Source organism: Kribbella sp. NPDC048837, from assembly GCF_055586945.1.
The window spans coordinates 544207-566902 of sequence record NZ_JBVJHF010000004.1 but is presented as its reverse complement, the minus strand read 5'-3'; the positions used below and the strand labels follow the sequence as shown (position 1 = coordinate 566902).

The 22696-nt window shown below is 68.9% G+C and carries 23 protein-coding genes; 16 read left to right on the top strand and 7 right to left on the bottom strand.

Features of this window, described 5'->3' with window-relative positions:
* Nucleotides 1-24: 24 nt before the first annotated feature.
* Nucleotides 25-1068, bottom strand: coding sequence for an alpha-hydroxy acid oxidase (locus ACZ6O0_RS22860; protein ID WP_465766966.1), 1044 nt, complete (start codon nt 1066-1068; stop codon nt 25-27).
* 286 nt (nt 1069-1354) lie between these two features.
* On the opposite strand from ACZ6O0_RS22860, the gene srmL reads away from it, so the two are divergent.
* Complete coding sequence (gene srmL, locus ACZ6O0_RS22855; protein ID WP_465766965.1) at nt 1355-2476, top strand: PheS-related mystery ligase SrmL; 1122 nt, start codon at nt 1355-1357, stop codon at nt 2474-2476.
* Here the strand turns inward: srmL and ACZ6O0_RS22850 are convergent.
* A complete protein-coding gene (locus ACZ6O0_RS22850; protein ID WP_465766964.1) occupies nt 2473-2982 on the bottom strand; it encodes a hypothetical protein in 510 nt (169 codons plus the stop codon). The genes srmL and ACZ6O0_RS22850 overlap by 4 nt on opposite strands.
* Before the next feature lie 165 nt (nt 2983-3147).
* On the opposite strand from ACZ6O0_RS22850, the gene ACZ6O0_RS22845 reads away from it, so the two are divergent.
* Genes ACZ6O0_RS22845 through ACZ6O0_RS22835 form a run of 3 tightly spaced genes read left to right on the top strand, consistent with a single transcriptional unit; the run spans nt 3148 to nt 5805 of the window.
* Entirely contained in the window at nt 3148-4425 is a 1278-nt protein-coding gene (locus ACZ6O0_RS22845) for a sensor histidine kinase (protein ID WP_465766963.1), read from the top strand.
* Nucleotides 4426-4468: 43 nt separating this feature from the next.
* The gene (locus tag ACZ6O0_RS22840; protein ID WP_465767074.1) at nt 4469-5113 is read left to right on the top strand and encodes a response regulator transcription factor; all 645 of its coding nucleotides are present in this window, start codon (nt 4469-4471) and stop codon (nt 5111-5113) included.
* Nucleotides 5114-5133: 20 nt separating this feature from the next.
* The gene (locus ACZ6O0_RS22835; RefSeq protein WP_465766962.1) at nt 5134-5805 is read left to right on the top strand and encodes a DUF4097 family beta strand repeat-containing protein; all 672 of its coding nucleotides are present in this window, start codon (nt 5134-5136) and stop codon (nt 5803-5805) included.
* Between the two features lie 18 nt (nt 5806-5823).
* Here ACZ6O0_RS22835 and ACZ6O0_RS22830 read toward each other — a convergent pair whose 3' ends face one another.
* From ACZ6O0_RS22830 to ACZ6O0_RS22820, 3 genes are read right to left on the bottom strand one after another with little or no spacing between them, the layout of a single operon-like run.
* Complete coding sequence (locus tag ACZ6O0_RS22830; protein ID WP_465766961.1) at nt 5824-6462, bottom strand: bifunctional 4-hydroxy-2-oxoglutarate aldolase/2-dehydro-3-deoxy-phosphogluconate aldolase; 639 nt, start codon at nt 6460-6462, stop codon at nt 5824-5826.
* On the bottom strand, nt 6459-8063 hold the full coding sequence (locus tag ACZ6O0_RS22825; protein WP_465766960.1) for an N-acyl-D-amino-acid deacylase family protein: 1605 nt from the start codon (nt 8061-8063) through the stop codon (nt 6459-6461). The genes ACZ6O0_RS22830 and ACZ6O0_RS22825 overlap by 4 nt, the downstream gene beginning before the upstream one ends.
* A gap of 1 nt (nt 8064) precedes the next feature.
* On the bottom strand, nt 8065-9366 hold the full coding sequence (locus tag ACZ6O0_RS22820; RefSeq protein ID WP_465766959.1) for a type III PLP-dependent enzyme domain-containing protein: 1302 nt from the start codon (nt 9364-9366) through the stop codon (nt 8065-8067).
* Nucleotides 9367-9506: 140 nt separating this feature from the next.
* Here ACZ6O0_RS22820 and ACZ6O0_RS22815 point away from each other — a divergent pair, with 140 nt between their 5' ends.
* The 7 genes from ACZ6O0_RS22815 to rplL all read left to right on the top strand — a co-directional run bounded on the left by ACZ6O0_RS22815 (nt 9507) and on the right by rplL (nt 15141).
* Nucleotides 9507-10493: a sugar kinase gene (locus tag ACZ6O0_RS22815; protein WP_465766958.1), complete on the top strand. Its 987-nt coding sequence runs from the start codon at nt 9507-9509 to the stop codon at nt 10491-10493.
* Nucleotides 10490-11224, top strand: a complete 735-nt coding sequence (locus ACZ6O0_RS22810; protein ID WP_465766957.1) for an IclR family transcriptional regulator — start codon at nt 10490-10492, stop codon at nt 11222-11224. Before ACZ6O0_RS22815 ends, ACZ6O0_RS22810 begins: the two co-directional genes overlap by 4 nt.
* A gap of 15 nt (nt 11225-11239) precedes the next feature.
* Nucleotides 11240-11641 (top strand): RidA family protein, encoded by a 402-nt coding sequence (locus ACZ6O0_RS22805; protein ID WP_465766956.1) that lies wholly within the window; start codon nt 11240-11242, stop codon nt 11639-11641.
* A 202-nt stretch (nt 11642-11843) separates the two neighbouring features.
* Nucleotides 11844-12683: an IclR family transcriptional regulator gene (locus ACZ6O0_RS22800; protein ID WP_465766955.1), complete on the top strand. Its 840-nt coding sequence runs from the start codon at nt 11844-11846 to the stop codon at nt 12681-12683.
* On the top strand, nt 12683-13867 hold the full coding sequence (locus ACZ6O0_RS22795; protein WP_465766954.1) for an MFS transporter: 1185 nt from the start codon (nt 12683-12685) through the stop codon (nt 13865-13867). The genes ACZ6O0_RS22800 and ACZ6O0_RS22795 overlap by 1 nt, the downstream gene beginning before the upstream one ends.
* A gap of 209 nt (nt 13868-14076) precedes the next feature.
* Nucleotides 14077-14688, top strand: a complete 612-nt coding sequence (rplJ, locus tag ACZ6O0_RS22790; RefSeq protein ID WP_465766953.1) for a 50S ribosomal protein L10 — start codon at nt 14077-14079, stop codon at nt 14686-14688.
* 66 nt (nt 14689-14754) lie between these two features.
* Entirely contained in the window at nt 14755-15141 is a 387-nt protein-coding gene (gene rplL, locus ACZ6O0_RS22785; protein ID WP_465766952.1) for a 50S ribosomal protein L7/L12, read from the top strand.
* A gap of 47 nt (nt 15142-15188) precedes the next feature.
* Here rplL and ACZ6O0_RS22780 read toward each other — a convergent pair whose 3' ends face one another.
* Both ACZ6O0_RS22780 and ACZ6O0_RS22775 read right to left on the bottom strand, forming a co-directional pair.
* Nucleotides 15189-15776 (bottom strand): phosphatase PAP2 family protein, encoded by a 588-nt coding sequence (locus ACZ6O0_RS22780; RefSeq protein WP_465766951.1) that lies wholly within the window; start codon nt 15774-15776, stop codon nt 15189-15191.
* Nucleotides 15777-15810: 34 nt separating this feature from the next.
* Nucleotides 15811-17274, bottom strand: coding sequence for a PhoX family protein (locus ACZ6O0_RS22775; RefSeq protein WP_465766950.1), 1464 nt, complete (start codon nt 17272-17274; stop codon nt 15811-15813).
* A gap of 369 nt (nt 17275-17643) precedes the next feature.
* Here ACZ6O0_RS22775 and ACZ6O0_RS22770 point away from each other — a divergent pair, with 369 nt between their 5' ends.
* The 5 genes from ACZ6O0_RS22770 to ACZ6O0_RS22750 are packed head-to-tail and all read left to right on the top strand — an operon-like array spanning nt 17644 to nt 22557.
* Complete coding sequence (locus tag ACZ6O0_RS22770; protein WP_465766949.1) at nt 17644-18591, top strand: ABC transporter ATP-binding protein; 948 nt, start codon at nt 17644-17646, stop codon at nt 18589-18591.
* Nucleotides 18588-19361 (top strand): MlaE family ABC transporter permease, encoded by a 774-nt coding sequence (locus ACZ6O0_RS22765; RefSeq protein ID WP_328526098.1) that lies wholly within the window; start codon nt 18588-18590, stop codon nt 19359-19361. Before ACZ6O0_RS22770 ends, ACZ6O0_RS22765 begins: the two co-directional genes overlap by 4 nt.
* Before the next feature lies 1 nt (nt 19362).
* Nucleotides 19363-20193 (top strand): MlaE family ABC transporter permease, encoded by an 831-nt coding sequence (locus tag ACZ6O0_RS22760; RefSeq protein WP_465766948.1) that lies wholly within the window; start codon nt 19363-19365, stop codon nt 20191-20193.
* A gap of 4 nt (nt 20194-20197) precedes the next feature.
* Nucleotides 20198-21526: an MCE family protein gene (locus ACZ6O0_RS22755; RefSeq protein ID WP_465766947.1), complete on the top strand. Its 1329-nt coding sequence runs from the start codon at nt 20198-20200 to the stop codon at nt 21524-21526.
* Nucleotides 21523-22557, top strand: a complete 1035-nt coding sequence (locus ACZ6O0_RS22750; RefSeq protein WP_465766946.1) for an MCE family protein — start codon at nt 21523-21525, stop codon at nt 22555-22557. Before ACZ6O0_RS22755 ends, ACZ6O0_RS22750 begins: the two co-directional genes overlap by 4 nt.
* Nucleotides 22558-22696: the final 139 nt, after the last annotated feature.

Here is a 22696-nt window from a genome sequence, read left to right as displayed (position 1 = left end):
AAGGGAAACAGATCTGAGCCGCGGTCAGGCGGGGAAGCGGGTGGTGATGAGGTCGGGGGTCAAGGTGGAAGGGGTGGCGTGGCCGGAGAGGCGGAGGGAGTGGTCTAGCTCGGTGGACAGGTCGGTGAGGAGGCGGGTGACGCCGGCGGAGGAGTCCACGGTGAGGGCCCAGAGGGCGGGACGGCCGACGAAGACGGCGCGGGCGCCGAGGGCCAGGGCGGTGAGGATGTGCTCGCCGCGGCGGATGCCGCCGTCGACGTAGATCTCCGCACTCGTGCCGGCCAGGGCCTCGGCGATCTCGGGGAGGGCCTGGGCGGTGGGGATCGCGCCGTCGAGCTGGCGGCCGCCGTGGTTCGACACGATGATGCCGGCGGCGCCCGCGTCCGCGCACCGCTTGGCGTCGTCCCCGCGCAGGACACCTTTGACCACGACCGGCAGACCGGTGCGTTCGGCGAGCCAGCCGATCACGTCGGGGGTCAGGTCGTCGGCCTTGTCGAGGTCGTCGTCACTCCAGTCGCCCTCGGGCAGGTTGGCCAGCAGCTGTCCCGGCTGGACGAGATCCCAGACGATCGGCCCGTCGTCTTCCTTCCGGCCGACCACCGGGGTGTCGACGGTGAGCACGATCGCCCGCGCGCCGCCCTCGACCGCGGCGTCGAGCATACGACGGGTGATGTCGCGATTGCGGACGATGTAGATCTGCAGCCACCAGGGCACTCCGGTCGCGCCGAGGTCGGCGAACTTCGTCCCGGCGTTGCTGGAGATCCCGAGCAGCGACTTCGCCGCGCCCACACCGCGCGCCATCGCGAGCTCGCCGTCGGGGTCGACCAACCGGTGCAGCGTCGACGGCGCGACCAGGATCGGCGCGTCGACCTGCGTGCCGAGGATGGTCGTGCCGAGGTCGATCGTGGAGACGTCGTTCAGCACGTGGGGCCGGAACCGGAACGCCGACCAGGCAGCGACGGCCTCGCCGGCGCTGATCCCGCCGGCCGAGCCCTGCCGGAAGTACCGATGCACGGCCTCGGGCAGCTTCTCGGCGGCCCCGGCTTCAAGAGTGTCGATCCATCGCATGCGGCCCATCGTTGCACCGGTTTCGGCCGCCTCGGGGCGAATTTCCGGAAGAGTGCCTGGAGAATGCCGACCTGGTTCCGGCGGAGTTCCGGTGTGGACAAACGCGGGGCGGGGGTTGGAGATGACGGGTAAAGTAGAGGGCATGACGCGGTATGGGCGGCGATTTCCACGCCCCGGCCGGCACGACGGTGCCGACGGGGTGAGCTGCTGCTGCGCTCTCTCCTGAGGTGACCGCGGCCGACCGGGGTGGATCCCCCGTCGAGACCGTCATCCTGGAGAGAAACCCATGTCCGTCCTCACTTCGGCAGAACTGCACGCTGCCCTCGCCCTGCGCGACCTCACCGATCCCGCCCAGGGACCCCACGCAATTCAACTGATCGTCGACTCGCTGCGGACGGCGCTCAGCACCTCCTGGCCTTACACGGAGATCTGGATCCGTCGCGACCATCCCGTGGTCCCGCTGGCCGACAACTACGACAACCTCGGGTACGCCGGGGACGCGGTGACCCGGGACGCCCGCTACACGCGCTACGCGTCGGAGACCGAAGTCCTGCGAAGTCACACGTCGGCGATGATCCCGCCCGCGCTGCGTGAGCTCGCGGCGTCCGAGTCGTCCGACGTACTGATGATCTGCGCGGGCATCTGCTACCGCCGCGACTCGGTCGACTGGCAGCACACCGGTACTCCGCACCAGCTCGACCTGTGGCGGATCAGTCGCAACGTCACGCTCGGAGAGCCCGAGCTGGAAGACATGATCGCCCGGCTGGTCGACACCATCCTGCCGGGTCAGACGTACCGGACTGTTCCCGCGGTACACCCGTACACGATCCACGGCCGGCAGATCGACGTTCTGCTGGGCGATGAGTGGATCGAGATCGGTGAATGCGGCGTCGCCGCGCCCGCTGTCCTCCGTCGCGCCGGTCTGGACGACAGCTGGACCGGGCTGGCGCTGGGTTCGGGGCTCGACCGGCTTCTGATGCTCCGCAAGGGCATCCGCGACATCCGGTTGCTCAGGTCAACGGATCCGCGGGTGGCGGGTCAGCTGCTGGACCTGTCGCCGTACAAGTCGGTCTCGTCGATGCCGCCGGTACGCCGTGACCTGTCGGTCGTGGTCGGCGCGTCAACCGACGTGTCGGCGGAGGTGCTCGGTGACAAGGTCCGCGACGCGCTCGGAGCGGACGCCGATGCCGCGGAGTCGCTGGAGGTGCTCGGGGAGACGTCGTACGACGACCTGCCGGCGCCTGCCCGTGAGCGTCTCCAGCTGACTCCGGGTCAGCGGAACCTCCTGGTCAGACTCGTCCTCAGACCGGTGGACCGCACGCTCACCGACTCCGAGGCGAATGTCCTGCGGGACAAGGTCTACCAGGCACTGCACGAGGGTCCTGTCCTGGAGCTGATCGGAGGTTAGTGCCTGCGCACCTCGCGCGAGGCGACGACGAACGCGCACAGGGCGAGCGGCAGCTCCAGGAGGAGCGCCTCGGCCAAGGAGAGGCTCCGGTCGACGCCGGCCGCCGCTGTGCTGACGTCGAACCAGGCGTCGGCGATCAGCAGCGTCCCCGCCGCCATCGCGGTCAAGGCGGCGTACCTGTTGCGGGTGTGCAGCAGGTACGCCGTCAGCCCGGCGGCGGTCGCGGTCCCGCAGTCGAGGCCGATCCAGGCGAGCTTCCAGTGGTCGGCCTGGTAGGTGCTCGGCAGGGTGACCGCGAGGATCAGGCACCAGGGGAGGAGCACGGCCGCGACGCCCGCGGCGACGAGCGCGGCCAGGCCGCCGGGGGACCGGCGTGGGCGGATCCTGCCGTCCAGCCGTCCCTCGGCGATGTAGTCGTCCAGCGCGTCGGCCACGCGGTCGTCGATCGCGTCCCCGAGCCTGCCGTTCACGGTGGTGGCAAGTCTGCCGTCGAGTGTCGTCGTCATACCGTCGAGCATTCCGGCGCCGGCCGTCCGGCACAGTCCGGCCAGCCCACGAACCGGGGTGGGGTTACCCCCCGGTGAGGACCGTGGGATATCCCGATGTCGGGACTGGGAGCGGCGACGTAGGTTGTGTCGTGCGACCGGCGCCGAGACGGGGAGGTGGTTCGGGTGACGGAGATCGCGAGTCCGGTTCCCCGGACGCCGTGGCGGCTGTGGCGGTCGCCGTACTTGTGGTTGGCAACGATCCACCTGCTCGGCGACGCGGTCGTCGTGCTGACGTCCGGCCTCCTGGTGCTGGGCCTGATGATCGTCGCCGTCCTGGCCTGGCCGCTCGCGTACGTCGGCATCCCGCTGACCTTCGGCGCGAGCCGGCTCGTGTACCTGGTGGCCGCGTGGGAAGTGAAGCGGGCCCGGATCACCCGGGGGCAGGCGATCCCGCCGCTGATCCTGCCGCCGTCGATCGGCTCCCGGACCGCCGACGCCCGGCGCGCGCTGACCGACCGGGCCCTGTGGCGGCAGTTCCTGTACTACGTCCTGCTGTTGCCGCTGGCAATGATCTGGATCGCGGTGATCGTGGTCGCCTGGTCGATACCACCGGTGCTGATCGCGTTGCCGGCGTACTACGAGCGCTTCGCCGCGGGGCAGGCGCAGCTCGGGCCGTTCGTGATCGACACGATCACGAAGGCCTCGCTGGTGGCGGCGATCGCGGCGGTGTTCCTGCTGGTGGCGTCGCCGTGGCTGATCCGGGGGGCATCGACCCTGGACGCGGAGCTCGCGCGGAGGTTGCTCGGCCGGTCCGAGAACCGTGCGCTGGCCGAGCGCGTGACCAAGCTGGTGGAGAGCCGGCGGCAGGTGGTCGACTCGGTCGAGGCCGAGCGGCGGCGGATGGAGCGCGACCTGCACGACGGCGCCCAGCAGCGGCTGGTCTCGCTCGCGATGACGCTGGGGCGGGCGAAGAACCGGCTCGGGGCGAGCGATCCGATCGTCCGCGGCCTGATCGAGGACGCGCACTCCGAGGCGCTGCAGGCGATCGCCGAGATCCGCGACCTGACCCGGGGACTGCATCCACCGGTGCTGACGGACCGCGGTCTCGACGCGGCGATCTCGGCGGTCGCCGCTCGGTCGCCGGTGCCCGTGCGGGTGCAGGTCTCGGTCGATCCGCGGCCGTCGCTGACGGTCGAGTCGATCGCGTACTTCGTCGTGACGGAAGCGCTGACGAATGTCGCCAAGCACGCCGAGGCGGCGCAGGCCTGGGTCACGGTCGAACGCATCGGCAGGCACCTCCGGATCGAGGTGCGCGACGACGGGAAGGGCGGCGCGCAGGCAACCCTCGGCAGCGGGATCAAGGGGCTGGGCAGCCGCGTCGGGGCCGTCGACGGACTGCTCACCCTGGTCAGCCCCCGCGGCCTCGGGACCGTGCTGATCGCCGAGGTGCCCTGTGACTGAGTGGCCTGGGACTGAGCGCCGTGTGATCGAGGAGGCAGCGGGAATGCGGGTGGTGATCGCCGAGGACTCGGTGCTCCTGCGAGAGGGCATCGTGCGGTTGCTCGAGGAGGAGGACTGCACCGTGGTCGCCGCGGTCGGTGACGCGGACGGCCTGCTGAAGGCGGTGGACGAGCACCGGCCGGACGTCTGCGTGGTCGACGTCCGGATGCCACCGACGTTCACCGACGAGGGGTTGCGCGCCGCACTCGTGATCCGCGAGCAGTTCCCGCAGATCGGCGTCCTGGTGCTCTCGCAGTACGTCGAGGAGCGGTATGCCAGCGAACTGATCGGCGGAAACCCCGGCGGGGTCGGCTATCTGCTCAAGGACCGGGTCGCGGACGTGGATCAGTTCATCGACGGGCTGCGCCGGGTCAGTGACGGCGGAGCCGCACTCGATCCGGAGGTGATCTCACAACTGCTGGTGCGATCGCGGAAGGTGGGTCCGCTGGCCGTGCTGAGCCCGCGGGAACAGGACGTTCTCCGGGCGATGGCGGAGGGCAAGTCGAACGGCGGGATCGCGCAGGCGCTGGTGGTCGGTGAAGGGGCGGTGGAGAAGCACATCAGCAGCATCTTCCTGAAGCTCGGACTCGCGCCGACGGACGGCGAGCACCGGCGGGTGCTCGCCGTACTCAAGTACCTGGAATCGTGATGACGCCCGCGCAGCGGAGGATGCTGATCATCGGGCTGGTGCCGGTGCTGGTGCTGGTCGTCACCGGGGCCGCGGTGACCGTGTCGTCGATCGGCGGGAAGCTGCCGTTCAGCTACTCGGCGTCGTTCGCACCGGGGGCGCAGGGAGTCCGGGTCGTGTCTGATGTCCCGGCCCAACTGCTGGCCAGTGCGGACGATCAAGTGCATGTGACCGTCGACGGGTCGTATGCGGTGGCCAAGCCCGCCGTTGACATCTCGACGGTCGATGGCGTGCTGGCGATCGGCACCAGCTGTCCGGATGTGCATTGCCGGGCGGATCTGACCGTGGAGGTCCCGGCGGCGTCCGTCGTGCAGGCCAAGGTCGAGCAGGTCTCGCTCGATGTCGTCGGGGTCGCGTCACCGTTGACGGTGGACGCCAATGACGGTTCGGTCGACATGACCCGGCTGCGGAGTCCGCGGGTTTCGGTGGATGCGCTTCGCGGGTCGATCAGCCTGATGTTCGACGACCCGCCCGATCAGGTGACAGCCACCGCCAGCGACGGGTCTGTCACTGTTCAGTTGCCCGGGTCAGCGACGTACTCGGTCGATGCGGTCAGTGCACAGGGCTCCAACCAGCTGGACATCCCCAACGATCCGTCCTCCAGCCATCACCTCTATCTCCGGACGAGCGATGGCAGCATCACGGTGCAGTAGGAAGGCGGGAGATCTGCGTCAGTCCAGGGCGGCGCAGAAGGCTTGGGCCTTGGTGGTGATCATGTCCCAGCTGGCGGCGGCGACGTCAGCGGGGGAGACGACGTCGGTGCCGGCGCTGACGGCGAGGGCGCCGGCGGCGAGGTAGTCGCGGGCGTTGCCCGCGTTGATGCCGCCGGACGGCACGAGGGGCACGCCGGGGAACGGGCCGTTGAGGTCCTTGAAGTACTTCGGGCCCAGTTGGTGAGCGGGGAAGATCTTCACGGCATCTGAGCCGAGCGCCAACGCCGTCATCACCTCGGACGGCGTGAAGGCCCCGAGGATGACGGGAATGCCGGCGGTACGCGCGGTCTCCGCGATGGCGGCCGCGTCCGGGCCCTGGCCGGGCGTGACGAGGAACTGCGCGCCGGCGTCGATCGCCTGCTTCGCCTGCGCGCCGGTCTGGACCGTGCCCGCGCCGACGACCGCGCCGGTCTCGGCGGCCGTGGAGGCGGCGCGTTCGAGGTGCCGGGGGAGATCGGGCGTGGTGTAGGTCAGCTCCACGACGTGGATGCCGCCGGCGACCAAGGCCGCGCACAGGTCGCGGGCGTCGGAGATCTCCGGCGCCCGGACGACGGTCAGTACGCGATCGGCACGGAGCAGATCCAGGGTGGTGGTCATGCGACTTCCTCTCGGACAGGAGTACGGCGGACCGCGCGGCCCGGCAGTGCGTCGGTGCGATGACCGTCGTCGATGACGGGGACGCCGTTGACCAGGACGTACGGGATGCCAGTGGCCTGCTGGCGGGGAATCTCGAAGGTGGCCGTGTCCTCGACCGCGTCCGGGTCGAAGAGGACCAGATCGGCCTGGTAGCCGACCCGGACCAGCCCGCGATCCGTGAGTCGCAGCCGCCGGGCCGGGCGACCGGTGAGGTGGTGGATACAGTCGGCCAGCTCCAGTACGCCGAGCTCGCGGACGTACCGGGCCAGATAGCGCGGGAACGTGCCCCACGACCGCGGATGCGGCTTCCCGCCGACCAGGATCGCGTCCGACCCACCGGTGTGGCTCGGGTGCCGCATGATCGCCCGCACGTTCTCCTCGTGGCCGACGTGCTGCAGGATCGAGGTCGCCAGGTCGTCGGCGATGAGCAGGTCGAAGAACACGTCCGCCGGCGGCCGGTTGGTCGACGTGGCGATCGCGGCGATGGTGTGGCCGACGGTGTCGTTCAGGGCCGGGTTCCGGACGCCGCCGATCTCGATGGTGTCCCACTCGATCACGCAGCCGTGGCACCCGTCGGAGCCGACCTGCTCCATCTCATAGGCGATCCGTTCCCGCGCGGCCGGGTCCCGGAGCCGGGCCAGCAGGGCGTCCGGGCCGCCCTCGGCGGTCCAGCTGGGCAGCGTCGCCGCCAGAGTGGTTGCCCCAGGCAAGTAGGGGTAGGTGTCGGTGGTGACGTCGACGCCCGCGCCGAGGGCCTTGTCGATCATCGCGACCAGCTCGGCGCCGCGACCCCGGTTCGGCGCGAAGTTCATCACCGCGTGGGTCAGGTGCAGCGCGCACCCGGAACGCCGGGCGATCTCGACCATCTCGCCGTACGCGTCGAGGGCGCCCTCGCCGTACGAGCGCTGGTGCGGGCCGTAGTAGCCGCCGTACTGCGCGACGATCTCGCAGAGCTCGACCAGCTCGTCGGTGGTCGCGAACATACCTGGGGTGTAGGTGAGGCCGCTGCTCATCCCGACCGCGCCCTGCTGGAGTCCCTCGGCCAGCAGCCGCTTCATCTCGTCCAGTTCGGCCCGCGAGGCCGGCCGGTTCGAGGTGCCGACGACCATCATCCGCAGCGTGCCCTGCGGGACCAGGTACGCCGCGTTGCAGGCGATGCCCTGATCGAGCCGGTCGAGGTAGCCGGCGACCGTGGACCAGCTGAAGTCGAAGTCGTCGGGTTCGCCGTTCCAGCCGGCGATCTGGCGGCGTACGGCGGTCCGGGTCGGGTCGTCGATCGGCGCGAACGACAGGCCGTCCTGGCCGAGCACCTCCAGCGTGACGCCCTGGCTGACCTTCGCGGTGTGGTCCGGGTTCGCCAGGATCTGCAGGTCGGAGTGCGCGTGCATGTCGATGAACCCGGGCGCCAGGACCAGCCCGTCCGCGTCGATCGTCCGCCGGGCCGCCGGCAGGTCGTCGCCGATGGCCACGATCCTCCCGCCGTCGACCGCCACATCGGCCCGGACGCCGGCCGCGCCGGAACCGTCCAGCACCAACGCGCCGGTGATCAGGAGATCGGCCATGTCAGAAGAACGTCCGGACCAGGTCGACGACGACCGGGTCGGCCGCGTCCGGGTCGTCCACGACCGGGATCAGTCCCCACTTGTCGAACGCCGTACAGGGGTGGGACAAGCCGACCCGGAGCTCGTCGCCGATCACCACCGCGACGTCGCCGAACTCCAGGTAGCCGTGCTGGTCGTTGAGCTTGGTGACTGTCATCCCGGTGGCCGCGAGGACCGGCGAGCCCTCGTCCCGCGGCCGGATCAGCTGCGCCTCGGGCAGGTCCTGGTCGAACGGCAGATCGCGCCGTCCCGCGTCGAAGATCGCGAGCCCGGGCTCGGGCTGGGAGGTGATCCGGATCCACCCGTGCATCGCCGGCACCAGCTGGTCGCCGTCCGTCCGGGGCGTCTCGCCGAGCGGCGACATTCGCCGATAGAGGCCGTCGTCGTGGGAGATGTACGCACCGGACCGCAGCACCACCCGCGCGCCTTCGCCGGCGAGTGACGCGAGCACCTTCGCGACCTGCTCGAAGTACTGGCTTCCGCCCGCACTGACGACCGGTACGACGTCCTCGTCGTACAGGTCCCGCAGCCGATGATGGACCGCGGCCAGGTCCCGCAGGTACGCGCGGACCTCCTCGAGGTCGGCCTCGTCCACGCCGTGCCCGATCGCGCCCTCGTACCCGGCGACCCCGGCGAGCCGCAGCGTGGTCGCCGCCGCGATCGCCTCGCCGACGGCCACCGCGGTCTCGGCGTCCCGCGCGCCGGTCCGGCCGCCGATGCCGCCGACCTCGACCAGTACGTCGAGGGGTCGGGCATCGGGACCGACGTACGCCGATCGCGCCGCCTCCATGATCTCGATCGTCCGGACCGAGTCGGCCCAGACCAGCACCTCGAACTCCGGGTCGGCCGCGAGCTCGTCGGCGATCCAGCGCAGTTGCAGCGGGGAGATCACCTCGTTCGCGATCAGCACCCGGCGAACGCCGTACGCGCGGGCGACGCCGAGCTGGAAGACATTGGCCAGCGTGATCGCCCAGGAACCGGCGTCGAGCTGCATGGCCCAGAGCGCGGGCGCCATCGTGGTCTTGCCGTGCGGCGCGAGCTCGACGCCGTGGCGGGCACACCAGCGCGCCAGGGTGTCCACGTTGTGCCGCAGGCCGGGCGCGGACAGGGTCATCAGCGGAGTCGGCAGCTGCGAGAGCTTGGGTTTGCCGGCCAGCACCTCGGCGACGGTCCGGCCCCAGAACGTGGGCGGAAGGGCTTTGTCCTGCCAGCTCACCTGCTGGTCGGCGAGAGCGGCGACGGCGTCGGCATCGTAAGCAGGCATCTGACCCCCTGGTCGGTGGAATTGCAGTATATGCAACGCGCGTTGCGCATACTGACCTACGGTTGTAACATCACGCCCAAAGTTGCGTCAATGACGGGTGTTTCACACCTATCCCATCACCTCGCACCCGTGGAGTGCCGATGCGCGAACCGCTCCCTGAGACGCCCGCCGCGATCTGCGTCGGCGAGGCGATGATCATGCTGGCCGGGGAGACGGGGGTGCCGCTGGCCGACGTGGAGAAGTTCCGGCGCTCGGTGGGTGGGGCCGAGTGCAACGTGGCCGGTGGACTGGCCGCGCTGGGGGTCGCGACCGGCTGGATCTCGCGGCTCGGTGACGACGGGTTCGGGGAGCACGTACTGCGTGATCTGCGGACGCGGGGCGTCGAGGTCGATGGTGTCGAGCTGGACTCCGCCCGGCCGACCGCACTGTATGTGAAGGAGTCCCAGGACGGGCGCTCCCGGATGCACTACTACCGGTCCGGGTCCGCTGCCTCGGCCATGGATCCGGAGTTCCTGGATCGGCCGGCGGTGCGGGATCGGCTGACGAGCGCCGATCTGGTGCACACCACCGGCATCACTGCGGCGATCTCCGGTACTGCGGCGGCGATGCTGGAACGGTTGGCCGAAGAGCCGCGCAGTTTCGTGTTGAGTGTCGACCTGAACTGGCGGCCCGCGCTCTGGCGGGACAAGGACCCGGAGCCGCTGTGGCGGGTGCTCCGCGCGGCTGACGTCGTACTGATCGGTGCGGACGAGGCTCTGGTGTTCGCCGGGACCAGTGACCCGGCTGAGCTGCACGAACGTCTCGGTCGGCGGTGCACGCTGGTGGTGAAGAACGATGCGCACACTGCGCTCGTGCTGGAGCCGGATGGCCGTCGGACCGAGGTTCCGGCGCTCACTGTCGCGGTGGTCGAGCCGGTGGGTGCGGGTGATGCGTTCGCGGCCGGCTTCCTGGCTGGCACGTTGCAGGGTTTGCCGATGAAGCAGCGGCTGCGGCTCGGGCACTTGAGCGCGGCCGCGGTCCTGGTCGCGCCCGAGGATCACGCGGCGCCGTTGGAGCTCGCTGTCCGGGAGCGGCTGCTCGCCTGCTCCGATGAGGAGTGGGCCGCGACGAAGATCGGTGCGGCATGAGTCAGAGTCTCGGGAGAGCTCTGCAGATCCTCGCCAGCCTGGGGGAGGGTGAGCGATCGCTGGACCAACTGGCGACCGAGCTGGGTGTTCACAAGACCACAGTGCTGCGGCTGCTGCGCACGATGGAGGCAGAGCGGTTCGTACGACGTGACGACGCGCATCGCTACCGGCTGGGCTCGCGGCTGTTCGCGTTGGCGGAGACGGCTCGCGAGCAGCACGTCGTACGGGATGTGGCGGCGCCGCACTTGCGGCAGCTGAATCAGAAGACCGGGCAGACCGTGCATCTGGCTGCCTGGGAGAACGGTGAGGTCGTCTACATCGACAAGCTGGACAGTGTGCGGTCGGTGCGGATGTACTCGCAGGTCGGCGTACCGGCGGCACTGCACTGCACCGCGGTCGGGAAGGTGCTGCTGGCCGCGCAGCCCGAGCGGCAGCGGGAGGCGTTGCTGGCGTCGTTGGACTATCACGGGTACACGGCGAACACGATCACCGATGCAGACCGGCTGCGGGACGAGCTGGCCATCACAACCGAGCGCGGGTGGGCGCAGGACAAGGCCGAGCACGAGTCGTTCATCAACTGTCTCGGTGCGCCGATCAAAGACCGTGACGGGCGGATCGTCGGGGCCGTGTCCCTGTCGGTTCCCGACGTACTGCTGAACTATGACCAGGTGCTCGAGCTCCTGCCTGACCTGCTCGCCACCGCGGCAGCGATCAGTGCCGACTACAACTGAGAGGTGTAAGACCTGATGTCCGACAAGACCGCCATCTCCACCAGCGACGCGCCGGCCCCGATGCCGGTGTTCTCGCAGGGCGTGCGCAAGGGCAACATCCTGCAGGTGTCCGGCCAGGGGTCGGTCGCGCCGAGCGGTGAGTTCGTCTTCACCGGCGACGTGAAGGGCCAGACCACGCAGGTCCTGCAGAACATCGAGGCGATCCTCAAGGCCGGTGGAGCGAGCATCGACGACGTGCTGATGCTGCGCGTCTACCTGACCACGCGCGACGACTTCGCCGCCATGAACGAGGTGTACGCCGAGTTCATGTCCACCCGCACGCCGAGCGGCGTCCTCCCGTCCCGCACCACCGTCTTCACCGGCCTGCCGCTCCCGGACATGCTGGTGGAGATCGACGCCCTCGCCGTCCTCAGCTAACCCCGACCCGGCACCCGGACCAGCCGCTCGTCGTCGACGAACTCCTGGTCCGGGCCCCGGTCCCACCCAAGCTCCTGCCGGTCCGTGAGGTAGGCGAACCAACGGCGTGGGTCGTGGGGGCGTGCCGGGACAGCCGGCGGTCGAGTCGGTCCCACGCAGTCGTGATGCTCACGGGCTGGACCATGTCTGAACCGTTTCCCGTATGGCGGGATACGATGCCGGGATGCAGGAAATGGCCGGGCGGCGGGGGTCGGTGCAGTCGATCGACCGGGCTGTCGCGATTCTTCGGTGCTTCGACGCGCGGACGCCGGATCTGGGGATCAGTGACCTGGCTCGGGCAACTGGGTTGTCGACGAGCACCGTGCATCGGCTGTTGCTGGCGATGCAGGAGAACGGGTTGGTTCGCCAGACCGCTCACCGCAGGTATGCGATCGGGCCGCTGGTCGTGCAGTTGGCTCACAGCGGTGGGATCCCGGCCGGGCTGAGGGACGCCGCGATGCCCGTGCTGCGGCTGCTTCGCGATGACACCGGTGAGACCGCGGCCGTGCACGAGTTGCTGCCGTCCGGTCAGCGCGTCGTTCTCGACCAGGTCGAGAGCCATCACCAGTTGCGCCGTACCTACACGGAGTTCGGCATACCGGTCGCGTTGCCGCTCGGAGCGCCCGGGAAGGCGCTGCTCTCCTTCTTACCGCTGGAGCGGCAGCAGGAGGTTCTCGCCGGCCGCCTCGAGCAGGTGCTGCCGCGAACTATCACCGATCCGGTCGTGCTGGCCGCCCAGTTCGCCGAGATCCGCGCCCGCGGGTTCGCCCTGTCAATGGAGGAACGCACGCCGGGGATCCGCAGCGTGGCGGCACCGGTCTTCGGCTACACCGGCCAGGTGGTCGGCTGCCTGAGTGTCTCCGGCCCCGAGATGCGGCTGCCGGTCGAGCGGATGGAGGAGTTCGGGATGAGGATCGTCGCCGCCGCCTGGACGGTGTCCGAGCTGCTCGGTGCCACACCGGTCGCCCGGGATCGTAGTACTGCGCTGGCCGGCGGCCGGTGATGTCCCAGGCCAAGGATCTGTGGAAGATCGCCCCCGCCGTCTATCTGCCCGCGCTCCTCTACGGCATCGGGCAGGGCGCCATCGCACCGGTCGTCGCGCTGTCGGCCACGCACCTGGGTGCGTCAGTCGCAGTGGCCGGACTGGTCGTCGCGGCCGCCGGACTCGGGCAGGTGATCGGCGACATCCCCGCCGGTGCTCTGACCAACCGCATCGGTGAACGCCGAGCGATGCTGGGCGCGACCGTCCTGGTCGCACTGGCGTTGGCTGCCTGCCTGGTGGTGCCGACAGCGTGGGGTCTGGCGATCGCGATCGGCTGCACCGGACTGGCAGGTGCGGTCTGGGGCCTGGCCCGCCAGGCCTACCTGAGTGAAGCCGTGCCGATCCAGCTCAGGGCGCGTGCACTGTCCACTCTCGGTGGGGTCCAGCGCATCGGTTCGTTCATCGGCCCGTTCCTCGGGGCCGCCGCGATGAAGTTCCTCGGCACCGACGGCGCCTACTGGGTGCACCTCATCGCCGCGCTCCTCGCCTGCGGGGTCCTGCTGAGCCTGCCCGACGTCGAGTCGGTACGTCGTACGCGCGGAAGCCGGCCGGTCGCCGCGCAATCGACGTGGGTGGTGATCCGCGACCACTTCCCGGTGCTGCGGACCCTCGGTGTCGGTGCACTGCTCGTCGGCGCGGTCCGGGCGTCTCGGCAGGTGGTGATCCCGCTCTGGGCGCTGCACATCGGGCTGGATGCGCAGACCACCAGCATCATCTTCGGGCTGTCCGGTGCGGTGGACATGCTGCTGTTCTATCCAGCCGGCTCGGTCATGGACCGACTCGGGCGCAAGTGGGTCGCCGTCCCGTCGATGTTCGTGCTGGGCTTCGCGCATCTGTTGCTGCCGCTGACGCACTCCACCGTGACCCTGACCGCGGTCGCGTTGCTGATGGGCGTCGGCAACGGGCTCGGCGCCGGCGTGATCATGACGCTCGGCGCGGATGCGTCCCCACCGGTCGGCCGGGCCCAGTTCCTCGGTGCGTTCCGGCTGTTCGCGGACACCGGGAACGGTGCCGGGCCACTGCTGCTCGCGGGCGCCACCGCGGTGCTGGGCCTCGGGCCGGCGATCGTGATCATGGCGGTCACGGGGTGGGCGGCCGCGACCGCCATGCATCGCTGGATCCCACCGCATCCACAACCGATTTGATTAAATCCCTGTACACCAGGCACACTGTTCACTGCCGAAGACCGCTGGTCGCTGCCCAGGCAGCTGAAGGTCCCACTCCCGAGTGGGCGGCCCGCGTAGGTGACTTGGACAGTGTGACAGCAGTTCGTATGTTTCACGCCCTTGCGCCTGCGCAGGGGCGTTTTCCTTTTCCAGGGGTCGAGGCAAGGAAGCCAAGAGAAGGAGACCCCATGGCGAGGCCGGACAAGGCAGCCGCTGTCGCCGAGCTCACGGACGAGTTCCGTAGCTCGAACGGCGCCGTGCTGACCGAGTACCGCGGACTCACCGTGGCGCAGCTGCGGCAACTGCGTACTGCGCTCGGTGACGACGTGAACTACGCCGTGGTGAAGAACACGCTGACCAAGATCGCGGCCAAGGACGCGGGTGTCGAGTCGTTCGACTCGCTGCTCGAGGGTCCGTCGGCCATCGCCTTCATCAAGGGCGACCCGGTGGTTGCGGCCAAGAGCCTGCGTGACTTCGCCAAGGCGAATCCCCTGCTCGTCATCAAGGCCGGTGTGCTGGAAGGCAAGGCACTCGGCACCGACGAGATCAACAAACTCGCTGACCTGGAGTCGCGTGAGGTTCTCCTCGCGAAGCTCGCAGGTGCGATGAAGGCGGCTCCGCAGCAAGCGGTGTCGCTGTTCGCTGCTCCGCTGTCGCAGGCCGCGCGCCTGTTCGCGGCGCTGCAGGACAAGCTGCCGGCCGAGGACGCCCCCGTGGCGGACGAGGCGCCGGCCGTGCAGGACACGGTCGAGGCACCTGCCGAGGCGAGCACCGAGGAGACCGCGCCGGCCGAGAGCTGACGCATCTCCCACGCAACACCCCCATCAGTGATCACCCAGCAACATGTTTACGGAAGGACCGCCACCATGGCGAAGCTCAGCACCGAAGAGCTCCTCGGCCAGTTCAAGGAACTGACCCTGCTGGAGCTGTCGGAGTTCGTTAAGGCGTTCGAGGAGGAGTTCGGCGTCACCGCCGCCGCCCCGGTCGCCGTGGCCGCCGCCCCGGGCGCCCCGGCCGCCGCTGCCGAAGAGGCCGCGGAGCAGGACGAGTTCGACGTCGTTCTCGAGAGCGCCGGCGAGAAGAAGATCCAGGTCATCAAGGAGGTGCGCGGTCTCACCAGCCTTGGTCTGAAGGAGGCCAAGGACCTGGTCGAGTCGGCCCCGAAGGCCATCCTGGAGAAGGTCGACAAGGCTGCCGCGGAGAAGGCCAAGGAGGCCCTCGAGGGCGCCGGCGCCACCGTCACCCTGAAGTGACCCGTGCGGCGCGAGCCGCACATCCAGCAGTACGCCGAAGGGCGGTCCTACCCAGGGCCGCCCTTCGTCATGTTGTGTACGAACCCGACCCAGGCGAACGCCCATAACCAACCGGCCACCAGGTCGGACGGGTAGTGCAGTCCGAGCACCAGCTGGGACAGCCCGACGATCACGAGGATGAGGCCGCCGACCGCCAGCCAGATCACCTGCCGGCGCCGGACGCGCAGCAGCAGCACCACGATGGCGACCACGGCCGCGGTGTTGGCGGCATGACCGGCCGGGAACCCGTACTGCGAGACCGTCTCCGGCAGGGGCCACATGTCGGGCCGCGGCCGGCCGACGATCTCCTTCAGCAGCGGGTTGACCGCCCAGACGACACCGACTCCCACCACGAAGACCGCGGCATCCATCCACCGGCGCAGGGCGAGAACGACGGTCAGCAACACGGCCGTGAGTGCTGCGAGCGGAGCCAGATCGGTGATGTCGGTCGTGAGCTGGGCGAGCCGTTCGACCGTCGTACCGCCGGCGTCGTGGAACCGGATCAGCACCCGCTGCTCGCCGGGGATCGATCCCACCTCGACGATCCAGACCGCGAGCAACGCGACGATGCCGGCCGACAACGTCGCGAGGCTCAAGCCGGACGATCTGCGCACCCCCGTGCCGAGACGATCAGACGCCGATTCGGTGCCAGGGGCCCCAGATCGCGAACGTCATGCCGCGACTGGCCTGGATGTTGACGAACAGCGTGTGCCCGTCCGGGCTGAAGGTCGAGCCGGCGAACTCGTCGCCGAACCGGGGAGCTCCGGTGCTGCTGACGAGCCGGTTCAGCGCGATGTCCCACAGCTGACCGCCGCGGGACAGGCCGCGCAGGTAGTTGTCCTCGGTGTTGTCCTCGCAGAGCACCAGGGTTCCCCGCGGGCTGGTGGTGACGTTGTCCGGGAAGTCGAGCGTCGCCCGGTTCGGCGACTGGTAGATCAGCTGCAGCTTCTGCGCCCGGGTGTGGTACGCCCAGATCTGGCCGAAACCGTTGCCGTAGCCACCGACCGGATCCGGACCGGTCTCGGCCACGCCACCACCCTGCGTCGAGCAGAAGTACACGACGTTGTCGTCGTACACCTGGCCTTCCAGCCGGGAGAAGTACGCCGCACCTCGCGCACGACCCTGGTCACCGACGTACACGAGGGCCTGGTCGTTCGTGGTCGGCGCGGTCTGACCCGGTGTGTACGGGAAGGTCGGGGCCGGGTCGTCGATGTCGACCCATTTCACGTCGTACGTCGCCCGCAGCGGCTGCTCGGCGGCCAGGTTCAGGTTCGGGTTGCCCTTGATGGCCAGCATCTGCAACCGGCCACCGTCCTCGAGCCGCCCACTGGTCATCGGGTTCCGGCGCGGGAGGTAGCGGTAGAAGCCGGACGGGAACGCGAAGTTGTCCTCGGTCAGGTAGAGAATCCCCGTCCCGGGGTCGAACGAGACGGCCTCGTGCGCGAACCGGCCGGCGTGGGTGATCGGCTGCCGGTCCGCCTGGCCGCCGGCCGGGACCTCGAAGACGAATCCGTGCGGCTTGGTCAGCGGTACGTTCGAGGCCCCGGTGAAGTCCGGTCCGACGTCCGGCCCGTTCACCGTTTCCTCGCAGGTGACCCAGCTGCCCCACGGCATGATCCCGCCGCTGCAGTTCATCATCGTGCCGTTCAGGCTGGTGTAGGCGTCGACGACGGCACCGAAGCGCGTCACCTCGACGGTCGTCGTACCACCCTGCGCCATGGCGTCGTACGGCGTACCCGGTCCGAACGGCGCGCCCGGATTGTTCAGCTCGTGGTTGCGGACGAGCAGCACGTTGCCGTTGCGGCCCTGGAACGCACCCATGCCGTCATGCCGTCCGGGCAGGTTCGTGCCGTCACGCAGCACGACCGGGAACTCGGTGTCGTGGAACGACCGGTACGCGAATCCTTCCGGCAGATGCAGCCGGACGACGCCGTCGCGCTGGTCCGGGATGGCGCGCAGCGTCCGGAACGGCGTGTTGCCCAGCTCGTCGGCGACCGCCTCCCGGGCCACGAAACCCTGGAACGGTCCGCCCGCGAGCACACCGCCCGCCAGGGCCGCGCTTCCCCTCAGAAATGTCCGTCGTTCGATGCTCATCCGTGGATCCCCCTCCTCGGTGGTGCCGATCCCTTTCATCGAAGCTAGCTTTCGGCCGGAATCCCGGACAGATCTCGGACCCGTGCTCGCGCTGTGTGCCGGGAGAGTTGCGCTGCGATACCAGTTTGACCGGTGGTCTCGGTGGGGTACCGCGTTCCGGGACCTCGGCAGCCGCTAAGATCACCGGCAGCCGTGTGCCGATCAGCACAGCGTGACGGACCTGACCGGAGCGTGACAGCCGGTCAATCGCTTGACATGCGGGGGTTACGCAAAACCGTACTCGCGCGTAACCTAGGCGACCGTGCCTCGTTGGACCGGGCAGAAACTCGTCGGTTCGGGGCCAGACAGACATTCCCGTGAGGAGGACCGGTGGGCGTAGAAGTCCGCGTCGAAGGTCTCACGAAGTCCTTCGGAAGCCAGCTGATCTGGGGCGACGTGTCCCTGACTCTGCCGGCCGGTGAGATCTGCGTGATGCTCGGCCCGTCCGGCACCGGCAAGTCCGTCTTCCTCAAGACGCTGATCGGTCTGCTCAAGCCCGACAAGGGCCACGTGTTCATCGAGGGCACGGATATCGCCACCTGTTCGGAGCGCGAGCTGTACGAGGTCCGCCGGCTGTTCGGCGTGCTGTTCCAGGACGGCGCGATGTTCGGCTCGATGAACCTCTACGACAACGTCGCCTTCCCGCTCCGCGAGCACACCAGGAAGTCCGAGTCCGAGATCCGCTCCATCGTGATGGAGAAGATGGAGATGGTCGGTCTGGTCGGCGCGGAGAAGAAGCTGCCGGGCGAGATCTCCGGCGGGATGCGCAAGCGGGCCGGCCTGGCCCGCGCGCTCGTGCTCGATCCCGAGATCCTGCTCGTCGACGAACCCGACTCCGGTCTCGACCCCGTGCGGACGTCGTTCCTGAACCAGGTGATGATCGACCTCAACGAGGCGTTCGGGCCGACCTTCCTGATCGTCACCCACGACGTGAACACCGCGCGGACGGTGCCGGACAACATCGGGATGCTCTACCACAAGCACCTGGCGATGTTCGGTCCGCGCGAGATGCTGCTGTCCAGCGAGGAGCCGGTGGTCCGGCAGTTCCTGAACGCCCAGATGATCGGCCCGATCGGCATGTCGGAGGAGAAGGACGCCGACGAGCTCGCCGCCGAGGCCGGCCAGGAGCTGCCCCCGCTGCCGCCGATCCCGATCCAGCAGCTGCCCAGCAGCGGCATGCTCCGGCCGACCCAGCGCCCGCCGGGCGAGTGGTGCCGGGAGAACGGCGTCACCCCGCCACCAGGATCCTTCGCCGACACGCGGGTGGGGGCCACGTGACTGTCTCCGCCACCGCCCCCCTGAAGCACGCCGGCAACCTGTTCTCCTTCGCTCTCGACACCGCCCGGGCCTCGGTCCGGCGGCCGTTCCAGCTCCGGGAGTTCCTGCAGCAGGCCTGGTTCGTCGCCAGCGTGACGATCATCCCGACCGCGCTGGTCGCCATCCCGTTCGGCGCGGTGATCGCGCTACAGGTCGGCGGCCTGATCAAGCAGTTCGGCGCGCAGGCCTTCACCGGTTCGGCCGCCGTACTCGCGGTCGTCCGGGAGGCTTCTCCGATCGCGACCGCGCTGCTGATCGCCGGCGCCGGCGGCTCCGCGATCTGCGCCGACCTGGGTTCGCGCAAGATCCGCGAGGAGCTCGACGCGATGATGGTGCTCGGCATCGACCCGATCCAGCGGCTCGTCGTGCCGCGGGTGCTGGCGACGATGCTGGTCGCCTTCTTCCTGAACGGCTTCGTCAGTGTGGTCGGCGTGATGGGCGGCTACGTCTTCAACGTCGTGCTGCAGGACGGAACGCCCGGTAGCTATATCGCCTCGTTCACCGCGCTCGCGCACCTGCCCGACCTGTGGCAGGGCCAGGCGAAGGCCCTGGTGTTCGGATTCATCGCGGCGGTCGTCGCGTCGTACAAGGGTGTCAACGCGGGCGGCGGCCCGAAGGGTGTCGGCGACGCGGTGAACCAGTCCGTCGTCATCACCTTCATGCTGCTGTTCGTCGCGAACTTCTCGATGACGGCGATCTACTTCCAGCTCGTCCCGCCGAAGGGGGCCTGACATGTCGGCCTTGGTGGACACGCTGGTGAAGAAGCCGCTCAACTCGCTCGATCGCCTGGGCGAGCAGCTGGCCTTCTACATCAAGGCCCTGGCCTGGTCGGGCAAGTCGATCACCCGGTACCGCAAGGAGATCTTCCGGCTGCTGGCCGAGGTCACGCTGGGCACCGGGGCGCTCGCGGTGATCGGCGGCACCGTCGGCGTGATCACCTTCCTGGCCTTCTTCACCGGGACCGAGGTCGGCCTGCAGGGCTATTCGGCGCTGAACCAGATCGGTACGTCGGCCTTCGCCGGCTTCGTCAGCGCGTACATCAACACCCGCGAGATCGGCCCGCTGATCGCCGGGATCGCGCTGGCCGCGACGGTCGGCTGCGGGTTCACCGCGCAGCTCGGCGCGATGCGGATCAGCGAGGAGATCGACGCCCTCGAGGTGATGGCGATCCCGTCGCTGCCGTTCCTGGTGACCACCCGGATCATCGCCGGCCTGGTCGCGGTCATCCCGCTGTACGTCGTCGGCCTGCTGTCGTCGTACTTCGCCACCAGGCTCACCGTGACCACGTTCTACGGGCAGAGCACGGGCACGTACGACCACTACTTCCATCTGTTCCTGCCACCCGGTGACGTGCTCTGGTCGTTCGGGAAGGTGCTCGTCTTCTCCGTGCTGGTGATCCTGGTGCACTGCTACCACGGCTACCACGCGACCGGCGGTCCGGCCGGAGTCGGCGTCGCCGTCGGCCGCGCCGTACGGACGTCCATCGTCGTCATCAACGTCGTCGACCTGCTGCTGTCGATGGCGATCTGGGGTACGACGACCACCGTCAGGCTGGCCGGGTGACGCGATGACCAGACTGATCTCGCACAAGGTGCTCGGCGTCGCGTTCATCGGCGTGCTGTGCTTCCTGCTCTGGCTGACCTACGCCTTCTACGCCAAGGTCTTCACCAAGACCGTCGACGTGGAGCTGAAGACCAGCCACATCGGCCTGCAGCTGAACGAGCACGCCGACGTGAAGCTGCGCGGCATCATCGTCGGCGAGGTCCGCGGGGTCTCCACCGACGGCGACGAGGCGACGATCGACCTGGCGCTCAAGCCGGACCAGGTGGACGAGATCTCCCGCGCGGTCACCGCCCGGATCCTGCCCAAGACGCTGTTCGGCGAGAAGTACGTCGCCCTGGTCCCGCCGAGCGGGCCGGAAGGTCAGCACATCAAGGCCGGTGACGTGATCTCCCGGGACAAGACCGCGGTCGGCATCGAGATCGAGAAGGTGCTGAACGACGCGCTCCCGCTGCTGCAGGCGGTCGACCCGGCCGACCTGAACGCCACCCTGAACACGCTGGCCACCGCGCTGGAGGGCCGCGGCGCCGAGATCGCCGGCACGCTGACCCAGCTGGACGCGTACCTGAAGAAGCTGAACCCGAACGTCCCGAAGCTGATGGACGCGCTGACCAAGCTCACCCAGGTCGCCCAGCTGTACGGCGACGCGACGCCGGACCTCGTCCGCGCGCTGCGGAACCTGACGATCACCGGCAACACGGTGGTGGAGAAGCAGGTGCAGCTGGAGTCGTTCTTCGTCGACGTGCAGAAGCTGTCCTCGACCGGGAACACCTTCCTGAAGGAGAACGAGGACCGGGTGATCCGGCTCGGTGAGGTGAGCCGGCCGGTGCTGGACCTGCTGGAGAAGTACTCGCCCGAGGTGCCGTGCTTCCTCAAGGTGATGACCGACACCGCCCCGATCCTGAACGACACGTTCCGCGACGGCCGGCTGAACATCAACCTCGAGCTGATCACCAACCAGCCGACGCCGTACGAGCCGAACGAACTGCCCGCGTACAAGGACCACCGCGGCCCGACCTGTGTCGGCAAGAACTACAGCCACCCCGGCTCGAAGCCGGGCCCGTACACGCAGGAGAACCCGGCGCCGTACATCACCGGTGACGACGGCGTGATCGGCGACCACAACAAGGACCAGCGCTTCCCGCTGAACCTGCAGCTGAACCGGGCGATGCCGGGCTTCGCGATGGACACCCAGGGCGTCGGTACGCCGGCCGAGCAGCAGGTGATCGACTCGGTCGTCGCACCGGAGATGGGTCTGTCGCCGAGCGACGTCCCGGATCTGACCACGCTGATGGTCGGGCCCCTGCTCCGTGGAGGGCAGGTGAATCTGAAGTGAAGCTCCTGGACAAGAAGACCTCGCTCGACACCGTGCGGCTGGCGATCTTCGTCGTCGTCACCACGATCGCGACCGCGCTGCTGGCGGTGACGATCGGCAACATCAGCTTCAACCCGACGACGAAGTACCGGGCCGTGTTCACCGACGCGGTCGGGCTGAACAAGGGTGACGACATTCGGATCGCCGGTGTGAAGGTCGGCCAGGTCGACAAGATCGCGCTGTACCAGGACACCCTGGCAATGGTGACGTTCAGCGTCGACTCCGACCAGGTCATCGACACCTCCACGCACGCCACGCTGCGCTACCGGAACCTGGTCGGCAACCGGTACATCGCGCTCACCGACGGCGTCGGCGGCGGCCCGCGGCTGAAGAAGAACGGCATCATCCCGAAGGAACGGACCGCGCCGGCGCTGGACCTGTCGGTGCTGTTCAACGGGTTCAAGCCGCTGTTCACCGCGCTCACCCCGGCGGACGTGAACCAGTTCGCCTTCGAGGTGATCAAGGTGCTGCAGGGCGAGGGCGGCACGATCGAGTCGCTGCTCGCCAAGACGGCCTCGCTGACCAGCACGCTGGCCGACGCGGACCAGGTGATCGGCGACCTGATCACGAACCTGACCGCCACCCTGCAGATCGTCTCCCAACGACAGCAGAACTTCTCCCAGCTGCTGGTGAACCTGCAGCAGTTCATCACCGGGCTGAGCCAGGACATCAACCCGATCCTGAGCAGTCTCGGCTCGATCAACTCGCTGAACACCAAGACCGCCGGCCTGCTGCAGCAGACCCGGGTGCCGATCAAGGCGGATCTGGACAAGCTCCGCACGGTCGCGACCACCCTCGACGACACCCAGTCGATCTGGGTGAAGACGCTGCAGAACATGCCGGAGAAGCTGAACACGATGACCCGGACCGCGTCGTACGGCTCCTGGTTCAACTTCTACCTGTGCAACTTCGACGGCAACGTCACGCTGCCCATCGGCACCCGCATCCCGGTCGCCTACGACAACAACTCGGCGAGGTGCAAGAAGCCGTGACCCCCCTCGAATATTCGGCACGCATCTCCGGCGCCCAGGCGGGCACCTCGCCGCGTTGTCGTCGGGGCACGATGAAACCCGCATCGAGCCCCTCCTCCGCCTTGCGATGCACCCACCTGGACACCGGAGCTACGCACCA